General features: G+C 57.6%; 16 protein-coding genes and 1 pseudogene. 5 read left to right on the top strand and 12 right to left on the bottom strand.

The features are described 5' to 3' along the window. Positions 1-18: 18 nt before the first annotated feature. The 3 genes and pseudogenes from ACIPIZ_RS15690 to murJ all read right to left on the bottom strand — a co-directional run. Positions 19-90, bottom strand: a pseudogene (locus ACIPIZ_RS15690) (hypothetical protein); the annotation flags it as partial. Between the two features lie 13 nt (positions 91-103). Beyond that, a complete protein-coding gene (ribF, locus tag ACIPIZ_RS15685) occupies positions 104-1042 on the bottom strand; it encodes a bifunctional riboflavin kinase/FAD synthetase (RefSeq protein WP_064392410.1) in 939 nt (312 codons plus the stop codon). Between the two features lie 129 nt (positions 1043-1171). Beyond that, complete coding sequence (gene murJ, locus ACIPIZ_RS15680; protein ID WP_064392408.1) at positions 1172-2710, bottom strand: murein biosynthesis integral membrane protein MurJ; 1539 nt, start codon at positions 2708-2710, stop codon at positions 1172-1174. 252 nt (positions 2711-2962) lie between these two features. On the opposite strand from murJ, the gene rpsT reads away from it, so the two are divergent. Further along, positions 2963-3235 (top strand): 30S ribosomal protein S20, encoded by a 273-nt coding sequence (rpsT, locus tag ACIPIZ_RS15675; protein ID WP_401165990.1) that lies wholly within the window; start codon positions 2963-2965, stop codon positions 3233-3235. 181 nt (positions 3236-3416) lie between these two features. Here the strand turns inward: rpsT and ACIPIZ_RS15670 are convergent, their stop codons facing one another. The 5 genes from ACIPIZ_RS15670 to rplU form a co-directional block, all read right to left on the bottom strand. Beyond that, on the bottom strand, positions 3417-3884 hold the full coding sequence (locus ACIPIZ_RS15670; protein WP_064392406.1) for a CreA family protein: 468 nt from the start codon (positions 3882-3884) through the stop codon (positions 3417-3419). Positions 3885-3894: 10 nt separating this feature from the next. Then, a complete protein-coding gene (gene proB, locus ACIPIZ_RS15665; RefSeq protein ID WP_064392404.1) occupies positions 3895-5013 on the bottom strand; it encodes a glutamate 5-kinase in 1119 nt (372 codons plus the stop codon). A 137-nt stretch (positions 5014-5150) separates the two neighbouring features. Continuing rightward, positions 5151-6374, bottom strand: coding sequence for an Obg family GTPase CgtA (gene cgtA, locus ACIPIZ_RS15660; protein WP_064392401.1), 1224 nt, complete (start codon positions 6372-6374; stop codon positions 5151-5153). Between the two features lie 192 nt (positions 6375-6566). Further along, positions 6567-6824 carry a 50S ribosomal protein L27 gene (gene rpmA, locus ACIPIZ_RS15655; RefSeq protein WP_003176049.1) on the bottom strand — a complete coding sequence of 86 codons (258 nt, stop codon included), beginning with the start codon at positions 6822-6824 and terminating at the stop codon, positions 6567-6569. Positions 6825-6859: 35 nt separating this feature from the next. Next, entirely contained in the window at positions 6860-7174 is a 315-nt protein-coding gene (gene rplU / locus ACIPIZ_RS15650) for a 50S ribosomal protein L21 (RefSeq protein WP_003176051.1), read from the bottom strand. 240 nt (positions 7175-7414) lie between these two features. Between rplU and ACIPIZ_RS15645 the strand changes: the two genes are divergently transcribed. The 3 genes from ACIPIZ_RS15645 (at position 7415) to ACIPIZ_RS15635 (ending at position 9335) form a co-directional block, all read left to right on the top strand. After that, a complete protein-coding gene (locus ACIPIZ_RS15645; RefSeq protein ID WP_064392399.1) occupies positions 7415-8383 on the top strand; it encodes a polyprenyl synthetase family protein in 969 nt (322 codons plus the stop codon). A 146-nt stretch (positions 8384-8529) separates the two neighbouring features. Next, positions 8530-8871, top strand: coding sequence for a zinc ribbon domain-containing protein YjdM (locus ACIPIZ_RS15640; RefSeq protein ID WP_401165986.1), 342 nt, complete (start codon positions 8530-8532; stop codon positions 8869-8871). 206 nt (positions 8872-9077) lie between these two features. After that, positions 9078-9335, top strand: coding sequence for a hypothetical protein (locus ACIPIZ_RS15635; protein ID WP_034153845.1), 258 nt, complete (start codon positions 9078-9080; stop codon positions 9333-9335). A gap of 146 nt (positions 9336-9481) precedes the next feature. On the opposite strand, the gene ACIPIZ_RS15630 is transcribed toward ACIPIZ_RS15635, so the two are convergent. The 3 genes from ACIPIZ_RS15630 to ACIPIZ_RS15620 form a co-directional block, all read right to left on the bottom strand. Then, on the bottom strand, positions 9482-10099 hold the full coding sequence (locus ACIPIZ_RS15630) for an FKBP-type peptidyl-prolyl cis-trans isomerase (protein WP_008078561.1): 618 nt from the start codon (positions 10097-10099) through the stop codon (positions 9482-9484). A 122-nt stretch (positions 10100-10221) separates the two neighbouring features. Further along, entirely contained in the window at positions 10222-10527 is a 306-nt protein-coding gene (locus ACIPIZ_RS15625) for a DUF6482 family protein (RefSeq protein WP_064392395.1), read from the bottom strand. Positions 10528-10662: 135 nt separating this feature from the next. Then, a complete protein-coding gene (locus ACIPIZ_RS15620; protein ID WP_064392393.1) occupies positions 10663-11151 on the bottom strand; it encodes a TIGR00645 family protein in 489 nt (162 codons plus the stop codon). A gap of 160 nt (positions 11152-11311) precedes the next feature. Between ACIPIZ_RS15620 and ACIPIZ_RS15615 the strand changes: the two genes are divergently transcribed. Continuing rightward, positions 11312-13141, top strand: a complete 1830-nt coding sequence (locus ACIPIZ_RS15615) for a hypothetical protein (protein ID WP_401165984.1) — start codon at positions 11312-11314, stop codon at positions 13139-13141. Between the two features lie 50 nt (positions 13142-13191). Here ACIPIZ_RS15615 and ACIPIZ_RS15610 read toward each other — a convergent pair whose 3' ends face one another. Next, complete coding sequence (locus ACIPIZ_RS15610; RefSeq protein WP_064392388.1) at positions 13192-13509, bottom strand: hypothetical protein; 318 nt, start codon at positions 13507-13509, stop codon at positions 13192-13194. Positions 13510-13592: the final 83 nt, after the last annotated feature.

Below are 13592 nucleotides of genomic sequence, written 5' to 3'. Positions count from 1 at the left end.
CTGCAGAATCTGCGGTTAGCGCTGTGGCAGGCCGGCCTTCATTGGGAAGGCGGTGTCCGGAAGGATAAGCGTGGCTTTATAGTCGGTCATTTAAGGCTCTTCATTAGCGATGGGCGCTAGGTGCGGCTAGTGCACGGGCGGTGGCGACATCCGCATTGATCGCCGTTTTCAATGCCTCCAGGGAGGCGAAGCGCTGCTCTTCACGCAGCTTTTGGTGGAAAACCACCGTCAAACGCCGGTCATACAGATCGCCGGCAAAATCTAGAAGATGAACTTCAAGGTGGGCCTTGCCATCACCTTGCACCGTGGGCCGTACGCCGATATTGGCGACGCCGGGCCAGGTCTTGCCGTCGATATCGACATCCACCAGATAGACTCCGGTGAACGGCACGCGACGACGCTTGAGTTGAATATTGGCAGTGGGCGTACCCAGTTGCCGGGCCAGCTTCTGGCCGTGCAGCACGCGACCGGCGATCCGGTACGGGCGGCCGAGCAAACGTTCGGCCAAGGCAAAGTCGGCAGCGGCCAAGGCGTTACGCACTTGTGTGCTGCTGACGCGAATGCCGTCCAGCTCGACGGTTTGTGCCGCTTCAACGGTAAAACCGCGCATCTGCCCGGCCTGCAACAGGAAGTCGAAATCGCCGAGGCGGTCGCAGCCAAAACGGAAATCGTCACCAACCTCAAGATGCTGCACGCCAAGACCATCAACGAGAATGGTATCGACGAATTCACTGGCGCTGAGCTTGCTCAGGCGCTGGTTGAAGGCCAGGCACAACACCCGGTCAACGCCTTCGGCGGCCAGCAGTTGCAGTTTGTCGCGCAACCGTGCCAGACGCGCCGGCGCAGTCTCGGGGGCAAAGAATTCCCGTGGCTGCGGCTCGAAAATCACCACGCAGCTGGGTACGCCCAACTCGAGCGCACGCTCACGCAGTCGGGCCAGGATAGCCTGGTGACCACGGTGAACACCGTCAAAGTTGCCAATAGTGGCGACGCAGCCCCGATGCTGGGGGCGCAAGTTGTGGAGGCCTCGAACCAGCTGCATAACGCGCTTCTTGCTCATAAAGTGGTCGATTATAACCACACCCGACGGTCGACGACAGGCAACACCGTAACGCAAAGTGATCGAGCCGACAAAACTGCCGGCCCGCGGCTGCTTATAAAGGGTAAAACCTTAGCTCAAGGCCTTGCGATTGAAGTCGCGCAGGCGGAAACCAAGCAGCAGCAACATACCGAAATAAGCCACCACGCCCGCCGCGACCAGTGCGCCCAGACGCAGGAAGCGCTCAAGCATGTGCCCTTGATCCCACGCGGGCATGAAATGCATACCGATCAGCAGCACTGCCGACATCACCGCCACTGCGACCACCAGTTTGAAGCCGAATTTGGCCCAGCCCGGCTGCGGCTGATACATCTGCTGCTTGCGCAGTTGATAGAACAGCAATCCGGCGTTCAGGCAGGCACCGGCACTGATTGCCAGGGCCAGACCGGCGTGAGCCAGCGGACCGATCAGCACCAGGTTGAACAACTGAGTAACCACCAGCGTGAAGATTGCGATTTTCACCGGGGTTCTGATGTTCTGTTGCGCATAAAAGCCCGGAGCCAACACTTTGATCACGATAATGCCGAGTAGCCCGACAGAATAGGCAATCAGCGCGCGCTGAGTCATTTCGGCATCGAAGCCACTGAACTGACCGTACTGAAACAGCGAAACGGTCAGCGGCTCGGCGAGAATCCCCAGCGCCAGCGCACACGGCAGCACCAGCACAAAGCACAGACGCAGGCCCCAATCGAGAATCCGCGAATACTCGTGACGATCCTTGCTCGCATAGGTTTTCGCCAGCGTAGGCAGCAGAATCGTGCCCAACGCCACGCCCAACACCCCGGAAGGCAATTCCATCAAACGGTCGGCGTAATACATCCACGATACCGAGCCTGCGACCAGAAACGAGGCGAAGATGGTGTTGATGATCAGGGAAATCTGGCTGACCGACACACCAAGGATCGCCGGCAGCATTTGCTTCATCACGCGCCACACGCCGGTATCACGCAGGTTAAGACGTGGCAGCACCAGCATGCCGATCTTTTTCAGGTGCGGCAGTTGATAGAGCAATTGCGCCAGGCCACCGACCAACACCGCCCAGCCGAGGGCCATGACCGGTGGATCGAAGTACGGCGTGAGGAACAGCGCAAATACGATCATGCTGACGTTGAGCAGGGTCGGCACGAAGGCCGGCACTGAGAAACGGTTCCAGGTATTGAGAATCGCGCCCGCTAGCGAGGACAGCGAGATGAGCAATATATAGGGGAAGGTCACCCGCAGCAGGTCCGAGGTGAGCTGGAATTTTTCCGGCGTATCGGTAAAGCCCGGAGCCGTTGCCCAGATCACCCAAGGTGCGGCGATCATGCCCAGCGCGGTCACCACCGCCAATACCAGCGTCAGCAAACCTGACACGTAAGCAATGAACGTACGCGTCGCTTCCTCACCCTGCTGACTTTTGTATTCCGCAAGAATCGGCACAAATGCCTGGGAGAAAGCGCCCTCGGCAAAGATTCTTCGCAGCAGATTGGGCAACTTGAAGGCGATAAAGAAGGCGTCCGTCGCCATCCCGGCACCAAATGTACGAGCAATCAGCGTGTCACGAACAAACCCCAGAACCCGGGAAAGCATCGTGATAGAGCTGACGGCGGCCAACGATTTGAGCAGATTCATTGAGGGAATTTGTGCCTGTCGATAAACAGCAGGCGAACAAAGCGCCTACTTGTGCGATACTCCGCGCCGCAGCAGCACAGAGCCAAAGCTCGCGAGTTTACAGGTCAAGCGCCGGAAATAAATATCCCGCCTCTTTATACCTACCACTTAGCGGAACGTTTCAAGTGCCCTTGACAAGACTTCTCTTCATCGGCATGATTCGCGGCCTATTTTGTTTTCTTTTTCCTAAAAAGTCTTTCGAGGAGCTCGACGGTGGCCAACTCACCTTCCGCCAAAAAACGTGCAAAACAGGCTGAGAAGCGTCGCAGCCACAACGCCAGCCTGCGTTCCATGGTTCGCACCTACATCACGAATGTAGTTAAAGCCATCGACGCAAAAGACGCTGAAAAAGCTCAAGCTGCATACGTTCTGGCTGTGCCAGTTATCGACCGTATGGCCGATAAAGGCATCATCCACAAGAACAAGGCTGCTCGTCATAAGAGCCGTCTGAATGGCCACGTTAAAGCGCTGAAAGAAGCTGCTTAATCGACGTAGTCATTAAAAAACCGACCTTAGGGTCGGTTTTTTATTGCCTGTGATTTAACAAATCCAGCGCAAAAAAATGTAGGAGTGAGCCTGCTCGCGATGGCGGCGTGTCAGTCGATGCAATATTGACTGACATACCGCCATCGCGAGCAGGCTCACTCCTACAGTTGGTTTTGCGGCGTTATTGCTGGACCGGAACCCACGGCAGGATCGGGATGGCGGTCACGGCATTCTGCGGACTGCCTTCGATCAAGCGGTCGCTGTAGACCAGATACACCAGCGTGTTGCGCTTCTTGTCGAGGAAACGCACCACCTGCATGGTTTTGAATACCAGCGAAGTGCGCTCCTTGAACACCTCATCACCATCCTTCAGCTCGCCCTTGAACTTGATCGGGCCGACCTGACGGCAAGCGATCGAGGCTTCGGCACGATCCTCGGCCAGGCCCAGACCGCCCTTCACTCCGCCAGTCTTGGCGCGCGACAGGTAGCAGGTCACGCCTTCGACTTTAGGATCATCGAAAGCCTCAACGACGATACGGTCATTCGGCCCGACAAACTTGAACACCGTCGACACCTGACCGATCTCTTCGGCCGAAGCCAGCAATGGCATCGCCATCAGCAAGCCCAACAATCCTTTCGCTAAACGCATCGAGTTTTCCTTAAACGAGAATCAGGTTGTCACGGTGAACCAGTTCCGGCTCCGCCATGTAACCGAGCACACCGACAATCGCATCCGACGACTGACCGATAATTTTCTGCGCTTCCAGCGCGCTGTAATTGGCCAGGCCACGCGCGATTTCACGACCATCCGGCGCCACGCAGACCACCATTTCGCCGCGACGGAAGCTGCCCTGAACCAGTTTGACGCCTACAGGCAGCAGACTTTTATTGCCCTTGGACAATGCCGAAACAGCACCCTCATCCAACACCAGCGTGCCACGGGTTTGCAGATGCCCGGCCAGCCATTGCTTGCGCGCCGCGAGCATGCCGCGCTCAGGCGACAACAATGTGCCAATGCGCTCACCCGCCTTCAGGCGATCAAGCACACGCTCCAGACGCCCACCGACAATAATCGTGTGCGCACCGGAACGCGCCGCCAGCCGCGCCGCGCGCAATTTGGTCTGCATGCCGCCACGCCCCAGTGCACCACCCGTACCGCCCGCCACCGCGTCGAGCGCAGGATCATCGGCGCGCGCTTCGTAAATCATCTGCGCATCGGGGTTATTACGCGGATCAGCGTCGAACATGCCGTCGCGATCAGTAAGGATCACCAGCAGATCAGCCTCGACCAGGTTGGCCACCAGCGCCGCCAGCGTATCGTTGTCGCCGAATCGGATTTCGTCGGTGACCACGGTGTCGTTTTCGTTGATCACCGGGATGACTTTCAGCTCGACCAGTGCGCGCAGAGTGCTGCGAGCATTCAGGTAGCGCTTGCGGTCGGACAAGTCGTCGTGGGTCAGGAGAATCTGTGCAGTGTGCCGGCCATGCTCGGCGAAGCTCGATTCCCACGCCTGCACCAAGCCCATCTGACCAATTGCCGCAGCCGCCTGGAGCTCATGCATCGCACTGGGTCGTGCGGTCCAACCCAAACGGCTCATGCCGGCCGCCACTGCCCCCGAGGACACCAGCACCAACTCGACGCCCGCCTCATGCAGGGCCACCATCTGCTCGACCCAGACACTCATTGCCGCACGATCCAGCCCTTTGCCGTCAGCCGTCAGCAAAGCGCTGCCGATCTTCACGACCCAACGCTGCGCACCTGTCACCTTGCTCCGCATCATCTTCAACCTTAGCTTGAGGGCAGCGCGACCCAGCGCCGCCCGTGACGTTATTCTTGACTATTGCCGACCAACGATCGATTTCCAGATACTAAAACGCCGCTCGATTGAGCGGCGTTCAAGTTTATCGCAACAGATCAGTCACGCACGTAAATGATTTCCGGACCGTCTTCGTCATCCACATCTTCTTCGTCCCAGTCATCGTCACCGATGTCATGGACCGACTTCACGCCACTGCGACGCAGGGCACGCTTGTCATCCAGCGCCTGCAGCTGCGCGCGAGCTTCGTCTTCGATACGCTGATCGAGATCAGCCAGCTCTTCCTTGTACGCAGGATCTGCAGCCAGGCGATCGGCACGATCCTCCATATAACGCATGATGTCGTGGCACAGACGCTCGGTACCAATCTTGGCGATGGCCGAGATCACGTAGACCGGACCCGTCCACTCCAGGCGATCAACGATTTCCTTAACGCGCTCTTCGTGGTCCTCTTCGAGGATCTGGTCGCACTTGTTCAGCACCAGCCAGCGATCACGCTCCGCCAGGGACGGGCTGAACTTGATCAGCTCGTTGACGATCACTTCGGCAGCATCCGGCGCACTGGAATCATCCAGCGGCGCCATGTCGACGAGGTGCAGCAGCAGACGCGTACGCGCCAAGTGCTTGAGGAAGCGAATGCCAAGGCCGGCACCGTCGGAAGCACCTTCGATCAGACCCGGGATATCCGCGACGACGAAGCTCTTCCAGCGATCGACGCTGACCACACCGAGGTTCGGCACCAGCGTGGTGAACGGGTAGTCAGCGACTTTCGGCTTGGCGGCCGATACCGAACGGATAAAGGTACTTTTACCAGCGTTCGGCAAGCCCAGCAGACCGACGTCAGCCAGCACTTTCATTTCCAGTTTCAGGTCGCGCTGCTCACCCGGCTTACCCGGAGTGGTCTGACGCGGCGCACGGTTGGTACTGGATTTGAATCGGGTGTTACCCAGACCGTGCCAGCCACCCTGTACAACCATCAGTTTCTGACCAGCCTTGGTCAGGTCGCCGATGACTTCCTGGGTAGCGGAGTCGATCACCGTGGTGCCCACCGGCACACGCAGGATCAGGTCTTCACCTTTCTTGCCAGTGCAGTCGGTGCTGCCACCGTTGGAGCCACGCTCGGCATCGAAGTGCCGGGTGTAACGGTAGTCGACCAGGGTGTTGAGGTTTTCGTCAGCCATCATGTAGATGGAACCGCCGTCACCGCCATCACCACCGTTCGGGCCACCGTTTTCGATGAATTTTTCCCGACGGAAACTCATGGCGCCATTGCCGCCATCACCAGCCTTTACGCGAATCGATACTTCATCAACAAACTTCATAACCAACGCCTCTCGCCGTACGGACGAGCCGAAAAACAATCAAGACATAAGACTCTTGCAAAAATGAGCGCAGCGACCCCATCCACGACCTACATCGTACGCCGACAGCCCATACAAACAGTTTTGCAAGAGACTCACCCCACAAACGAAAAAGCCCCGTCGCGAGACAGGGCTTTTCCAGCGATTGCGCAATTAAGCCGCGACAACGCTCACGTAACGGCGGTTGAACGCGCCTTTTACTTCAAACTTGATCACGCCTTCGATTTTAGCGAAGAGGGTGTGATCTTTACCCATGCCAACACCGTAACCGGCGTGGAATTGGGTGCCGCGCTGACGCACGATGATGTTGCCCGGAATGATTTTCTGGCCGCCATACATCTTGACGCCAAGGCGTTTGGCTTCTGAGTCGCGACCGTTACGGGTACTACCACCAGCTTTTTTGTGTGCCATGAGTTCAATTCTCCTAGTGAGTAATTAGTCTTAAATTAAGCCTGAATACCGGTGATTTTGATCTCGGTGTACCACTGGCGGTGGCCCATACGCTTCATGTGGTGCTTACGACGACGGAACTTGATGATGCGGACTTTATCGTGACGACCTTGGGAGATCACTTCAGCCACAACAGTAGCGCCAGCAACAACTGGAGCGCCGATGTTCACGTCGTCGCCATTGGCAACCAACAGAACGCGATCAAAGGTAACGGATTCGCCGGTAGCGATTTCCAGTTTTTCGATCTTCAGGTATTCACCTGGGGCGACTTTGTACTGCTTGCCGCCAGTAACGATTACTGCATAAGACATGGTATTTCTCCGATAATCCTGCTCACCCAGCTCTTTATAAGAAGAGGTATTGGCTGGCATGGCTGCATGGGGCTGGAAGGCCCGCTTGCAATTGCGTAAGGCAGGTGCTGCCCAGGAAGTTCAGGGTGCGCGATTGTACGCAAGCCACGACAGTCACGCAAGTAGCCGTCCATCGCGCCTTGACAGGTCTGGATGTGGGTCCTAGCATGCCGCGCAACCCTTCTGGAGCGACTCTCGCTGATGCAACCCCAAGCTTTCTACCGCGCGGTGGCGGACGATTTTAGCGCCGTCGACGGCATCATCAAGAAGCAGCTGACTTCCCGAGTACCGCTGGTATCGAAAATCGGCGATTACATCACGTCGGCCGGCGGCAAACGCCTGCGTCCTTTATTAGTGTTGCTGTGTGGCAAGGCTCTGGGTCGTGAAGGCGACGATCTGCGTCTGCTCGCCGCGACCATCGAATTCCTGCACACCGCAACCTTGCTGCATGACGATGTGGTCGACATGTCCGGCATGCGCCGAGGCCGCTCGACCGCCAACGCCATGTGGGGCAATGCTCCAAGCGTGCTGGTCGGCGACTTCCTGTACTCGCGCTCGTTCGAAATGATGGTCGAACTGGGCTCGATGCCGGTGATGAAGATCCTGTCCCAGGCCACGCGCATCATCGCCGAAGGCGAAGTGTTGCAGCTGTCCAAGGTACGTGACGCCAGCACCACCGAAGAAACCTACATGGAAGTCATCCGCGGCAAGACCGCGATGCTTTTCGAGGCTTCGACCCACAGCGCCGCAGCCCTGTGCCAGGCAACGCCGGAACAGGCTGAAGCCCTGCGCACCTTTGGCGATCACCTGGGCGTGGCGTTCCAACTGGTCGACGACTTGCTCGACTACAAGGGCGATGCGGAAACCCTGGGCAAGAACGTCGGCGACGATCTGGCCGAAGGCAAGCCGACCCTGCCGTTGATCTACACCATGCGCGAAGGTACGGCCGAACAGGCTGCACTGGTGCGTCAGGCGATTCAGAAAGGCGGCATCGAAGACCTGGAAAGCATCCGCATTGCTGTGGAAGCCTCCGGTTCGCTGGAGTACACCGCGCAACTGGCCCGTGATTACGTGGCCCGTGCGATCAAGTGCCTTGAGGCACTGCCGGCCAGCGAATACCGTGACGCACTGGTTGAACTGAGTGAGTTTGCGGTCGCCCGTACGCACTGATATCGCTATAGCAAGATCAAAAGATCGCAGCCTTCGGCAGCTCCTACAGGGGCTGTCGGGGCTGCGATTTTTGCTTTTGACTGCCTGAAAAGCTAAAACCCTATACAATGTGCGACTTTTAGCGATCCACATCCCAAGGAGCCTTAGTGAGCACGTTGCCACCCTGCCCGAAATGCAATTCCGAATTCACCTATGAAGACGGTAGCCAACTGGTGTGCCCGGAGTGCGCCCACGAGTGGTCCGCCAATGGCGAAGCCGAAGTGGCGTCCGATGACACCGTGAAGAAAGATTCGGTCGGCAACGTCCTGCAGGACGGCGACACCATCACCGTGATCAAGGACCTCAAGGTCAAGGGCACCTCGCTGGTGGTCAAGGTCGGCACCAAGGTCAAGAACATCCGCCTGTGCGATGGCGACCACGACATCGACTGCAAGATCGACGGCATCGGCCCGATGAAGCTCAAATCCGAGTTCGTCAGAAAGGTCTGAATCTGTTGTCATCCATCCCGCGCCAGCCGTGGGATGGTGCTTCACCCTCTCCGCTCTGCCCCAATAAAACCGCGCAATAGCCAAACGCCAGCCGTCTTGACCTTACGCAATCTTTACCCGGAAAAATTCAGTATCTGCCAATAGGCACTTGCTATTTAGATAATAAGAATTATTCTCATCAAACACATTCAATGGAGATGAGAACCATGACTTATCTGATCGACGCCTGGCTGGATCGCCCACACCCTTACCTCAGAATCCTCCATCGGGAGACCGGTGAAGTCTGTGCGGTGCTTGAAGAAGAAGCCCTGCATGAGCTGCAGGATCAAGGGGATCTGGACGTCAGCAGCCTGAATTCCAGCGAGCCATTGGTGCTCAAGGAGCTGGTGCGCAATCTGTTCCTGTTCTGCTATGCCCGGGCCTTGCGCCCGACCAGTGAACTGCATCACAAGATAGAACTATGAAACTCGGTAAAAACTGTAGGAGTGAGCCTGCTCGCGAAGACTGATTAACATCCAACACATTGGTTGTCTGTTACACCGCCATCGTCGGATCGCCGCCCGGAGCAGGCTCACTCCTACATTAGCCCGCCATCAAGGCAGGCCCGGTCTTACAGAACGTCCAGCAGCTCGACGTCGAATACCAGAACGCTGTGCGGCGGGATGCTGCCAACGCCTTGAGCGCCGTAAGCCAGTTCGCTCGGCACGTACAGGCGCCATTTGCTGCCGGCATTCATCAGTTGCAGGGCTTCGGTCCAGCCAGCGATCACGCCGCCAACCGGGAATTCTGCAGGCTGACCACGCTCGTAGGAGCTGTCGAACACAGTGCCGTCGATCAGGGTGCCGTGGTAGTGAGTACGTACTTGATCTTCACGGGTCGGCTTGGCGCCTTCGCCCTGAGTCAGCACTTCGAATTGCAGGCCGGAAGCCAAGGTGGTGATGCCGTCACGCTTGGCGTTTTCAGCCAGGAAGGCCAGGCCTTCGCCAGCAGCGGCTTCAGCTTTGGCAGCGGCTTCGGCTTGCATTATTTCGCGGATAACCTTGAAGCTGGCGGACATTTCTTCCTGGCCAACACGGCTTTCCTTGCCGGCGAACGCGTCGGTAAGGCCAGCCAGGATCGCGTCCAGGCTAACGCCAGGTGGCGGGTTGTCGCGCAGCTGATCACCCAGCTGACGGCCGATACCGTAGCTGACGCGGGTTTCGTCGGTGGACAGATTTACTTCGGACATGACACTGCTCCGCTGTGCGGACGGCCACAAGACTTGCCGTGCGTGCACAGCGCGTCCCGGCGCGCCCGGAACCAAAAGGGCGAGCAGACTAGCACAGATGCCCAGGCGATGGAGCGCAAGGACTACAGGGCCGAACGCCAGGCCAGCGGCACTTTCAGGCTTTCCTCGCTGCTCGGGCCCAGGCCACACATTTCATCGTGTACCGAGGTGTGTACGAGGTTGAATGGCAGCACCGGAAAGTTATGCAGCAAATCCCGCGCATGCTCCACCGAACGCAGCGTGAGCATATTGCCCTTGAGATCACTCAACGGATACGCCGCCCCGTGCATCCGCGCTTCGAGCAGATAGATCCCGCCTTCCATGGAAATCAGATTCAACTCATCGACCTTCCTGGCGATGGCAAACACATTCAGCTCTTGCAGGTTCATGAACGCACCTCGTGCAGTGACGAGTCAGGACGTCTACAGGGATATGCCCGCGCGCGTTAAAGCACAAGCCACAAACGACACCGCCCGTCTGTTTCACAACAGACGGGCGGTGTTTTTGCGACGATCAACGGTTGATCAGTGCTTGGTGACCTTGTCCAGGTAACCCATGGCGAACGCCGAAACGACGAAGGTCATGTGGATGATCACGTACCACATCAAGTGCTCGGGATCGACGTTTTTGGCATCCATGAAGATGCGCAGCAAGTGGATCGAGGAGATCGCCACGATCGAGGCGGCTACTTTCATCTTCAGTGACGAAGAGTCCATGGTGCCGAGCCAGCTGAGCTTTTCCTTGCCTTCATCGATGTTCAGTTCAGAGACGAAGTTCTCGTAGCCGGAAATCATCACCATTACCAGCAGGCCGCCGACCAGCGCCATATCGATCAACGACAGCAGCACCAGAATCAGTTCCGACTCGGCCATCGCGAATACGTTGGGCAGAATATGAATGATTTCCTGGAAAAATTTCAGTGCCAGCGCCAGCAGCCCGAGGGACAGCCCGATATAGATCGGCGCCAGCAGCCAGCGCGAGGCGTACATTGCGTTTTCGATAAAGCGTTCCATTGATTCTCACACAGGGGGCTGGAAATGGCGGCGAGTATACCAGCCACCGATGACAGCCAGAAACCGCCCGCAAATCCGTCACCTGCGTGTGTGTGTCATTTTTTTTCTGCTAGTGTCCAAACCATTGACAGCCCAGCGACAGTGGACAGGACGTGTGGAAATGGATGTGCGATTGCCGTTAACGACTATCGGAATTTGCTTGGCCATGCTGCTCGGCGGTTGCTCTCCGGGTGAAGAGAAGCACGCGCTGAATCTCGAAGAAAAGACTGCAAAGTTTGAACAGTCCCTCGACACCATCAGCGATCCAAAGCTCAAGGACGCCGTCAGCGAACTCGGTGGCTCGCTGCTGTTGCTCGAACGTGCACAACAGAAACTCGACGGCATTGCGATGCGTATCGAGTACGGCGAAGACGCCCTTGGCGTACTCAAGCACTACCCTACTCCGCAGGCGCTGGTCGACACGTTTATCAACGGCCTGTTTGTCCTGCACAAGGATGCCAGCTCTGATTACCTCACCGACTTGCAACCGGTATTTCCGTTCATTCTCAATACACCCGGCGGCTTCCTGTTCCCGCATGGCGTGGAATGGCGATCAGTGACGCTGAGCAACAAACGCGTGATTGCCTGGCAGCCGGAATGGTCGGAAACCGATCCCGGCATTCAGCTCAGTCCGTCCAGCTCCAACGTCACCAACCCCGATGACCTGACCGTGACATACCCGTTCATCGAGGGCCTGGATGTCGACAAGAAGACCCAGCCGCAACCGGTCAGCCTGCAAGGTCAAGTCGAAGTCATCGCACCGCAGCGCCTGTACAGTTTCGACCTGACGAAAAAGGATCTCGGTCAGACCCGCACCAACGACAATCTCAGCGTCAAACTGCTCAAGCTTGAAAAGAACTACGCCGAAGTCGAGGTCAGCAACAGCCTGCCCCTGGCTGCGGAAGTGGCCAGCACTCCACTCAATCCGCTGATCGTGCAGGCCCGCGACAACACCGGGCAATACCTGGTGCGCGCCGGCTCGATCAACGAGAGTCCGGAGCAAGTGGCCTTCTACGAAAAACAACTGGCGCACCTGCAACAGCAGAAGAGCTGGAGCGAAGCGCTGGAAACACAGCTGACCAACGATCAGCAGACCTTCGAACAACAACATCCGCGACGCTACAACAAGGTCTACTTCAACGGCCCGATCGAGACCCTGGAAGTCAGTGTCCTCGACTTCTCGTCGGCTACGGTGACCCGCAAGACACTGGATCTGCCGATCCGCGCCTTCAACCAGCACACCACCGAAAAAGCCATACAGCCGCTGGATCTGCCGGTGGTGGTCTACGACGATCAGGCCGCGAGCTGGCTCAAAGGCGCGAGCCTGACGGAAGAACAGCTGAAAGCCGGTATCCGTATTCATCAGTCGGTAGAAGACCCGAGCGCTGCACGTATCGAGTTTTCCCATCGCCGCACGTTCAACGATGAGTTGCTCGGCAACGACTTCAGCCCCGGTGCAAGCCCGGTGACATTCTTTACTGAAAAACACAACGGCAAACTCGATGAGCCGATCGAATTGCCGCCCGAGGCTTATCAGGTCGATCCGCTACAAGCGACGATTACCTACGACTTGAATCTGTTCCCGGAAACTCCGGCAATCGCGGTCGGCTCGATGCCGCTGTTCCTCGCTACGGTGGCCAGACAAACGTATGACTCCAAGTCCCTGCCCAAAGGCCTGGAGATCAAGAACAACACACTGGTGGTGGATCTGAAATTGTTTCCAGCCAACGAATGGCGCTTCTTCGTCAAGGACGACAGCGGCAACTATTTGAAGCAGATTCTTTCGGTCAGCCACGACGCGAAGGCCGACGGCCCGCCATTGTTCGGCGTGCACTACTTTTACGGCCATCCGACACATGTGGAAACCTATCAACGAACCGACCTCGCCACCGTGCAATACGGCTTTGAGGTCAAACTCGACAAGACGCAGGCGGCCAACTCGGCGCCCTGAAAAGCAAGATCAAAAGATGCAGCCTACGGCAGCTCCTGCATGAGCAGGGGTCAATTGAGGCTGCGGCTGCGGCCACCGTTGATCTGCCGAAGCTGGGCTTGCAGGTGCAGGCTCCATATCTGCGGATCATCGGCCAGCTCGTAGCCGTGCAGCGTCAGACTCTCAACGATGGTATCGAGAATCGACTCGGCGGCGATCGGCCCGTGAAACGGCCCCTGGGCTTTGATGGCGGAAGGTTGTTCGCCGGCCATACCGGCGGCGAAGAGCAGCGTCCACATGCCGTTATCGCCGGCCAACGGCTTGATGGCGCATTCGATTCGGGTCACAAGACCCAGGCATTGACGGGTGAGGCAGAGGTTGCGCGACATGGCGGCGACCCTCGGTGAAGCCGGTATTCAGCCCCCACGGGAGGACTGGCTCGATCCAGTGATACTGTCGATATCCTTGAGCT

It is taken from the genome of Pseudomonas sp. NPDC087690 (assembly GCF_044743175.1).
Taxonomy (GTDB): domain Bacteria; phylum Pseudomonadota; class Gammaproteobacteria; order Pseudomonadales; family Pseudomonadaceae; genus Aquipseudomonas.
This window is presented reverse-complemented; position numbering and strand designations above follow the sequence as displayed.

Coding starts and splice junctions, on each gene's coding strand:
- ACIPIZ_RS15645 (WP_064392399.1), top strand. CDS start 7,415: ATGCAACCCCAAGCTTTCTACCGCGCGGTGGCGGACGATTTTAGCGCC.
- ACIPIZ_RS15630 (WP_008078561.1), bottom strand. CDS start 10,099: ATGTCCGAAGTAAATCTGTCCACCGACGAAACCCGCGTCAGCTACGGT.
- ribF (WP_064392410.1), bottom strand. CDS start 1,042: ATGCAGCTGGTTCGAGGCCTCCACAACTTGCGCCCCCAGCATCGGGGC.
- ACIPIZ_RS15625 (WP_064392395.1), bottom strand. CDS start 10,527: ATGAACCTGCAAGAGCTGAATGTGTTTGCCATCGCCAGGAAGGTCGAT.
- ACIPIZ_RS15635 (WP_034153845.1), top strand. CDS start 9,078: ATGACTTATCTGATCGACGCCTGGCTGGATCGCCCACACCCTTACCTC.
- rpmA (WP_003176049.1), bottom strand. CDS start 6,824: ATGGCACACAAAAAAGCTGGTGGTAGTACCCGTAACGGTCGCGACTCA.
- murJ (WP_064392408.1), bottom strand. CDS start 2,710: ATGAATCTGCTCAAATCGTTGGCCGCCGTCAGCTCTATCACGATGCTT.
- ACIPIZ_RS15615 (WP_401165984.1), top strand. CDS start 11,312: ATGGATGTGCGATTGCCGTTAACGACTATCGGAATTTGCTTGGCCATG.
- ACIPIZ_RS15670 (WP_064392406.1), bottom strand. CDS start 3,884: ATGCGTTTAGCGAAAGGATTGTTGGGCTTGCTGATGGCGATGCCATTG.
- cgtA (WP_064392401.1), bottom strand. CDS start 6,374: ATGAAGTTTGTTGATGAAGTATCGATTCGCGTAAAGGCTGGTGATGGC.
- proB (WP_064392404.1), bottom strand. CDS start 5,013: ATGCGGAGCAAGGTGACAGGTGCGCAGCGTTGGGTCGTGAAGATCGGC.
- rplU (WP_003176051.1), bottom strand. CDS start 7,174: ATGTCTTATGCAGTAATCGTTACTGGCGGCAAGCAGTACAAAGTCGCC.
- ACIPIZ_RS15610 (WP_064392388.1), bottom strand. CDS start 13,509: ATGTCGCGCAACCTCTGCCTCACCCGTCAATGCCTGGGTCTTGTGACC.
- ACIPIZ_RS15620 (WP_064392393.1), bottom strand. CDS start 11,151: ATGGAACGCTTTATCGAAAACGCAATGTACGCCTCGCGCTGGCTGCTG.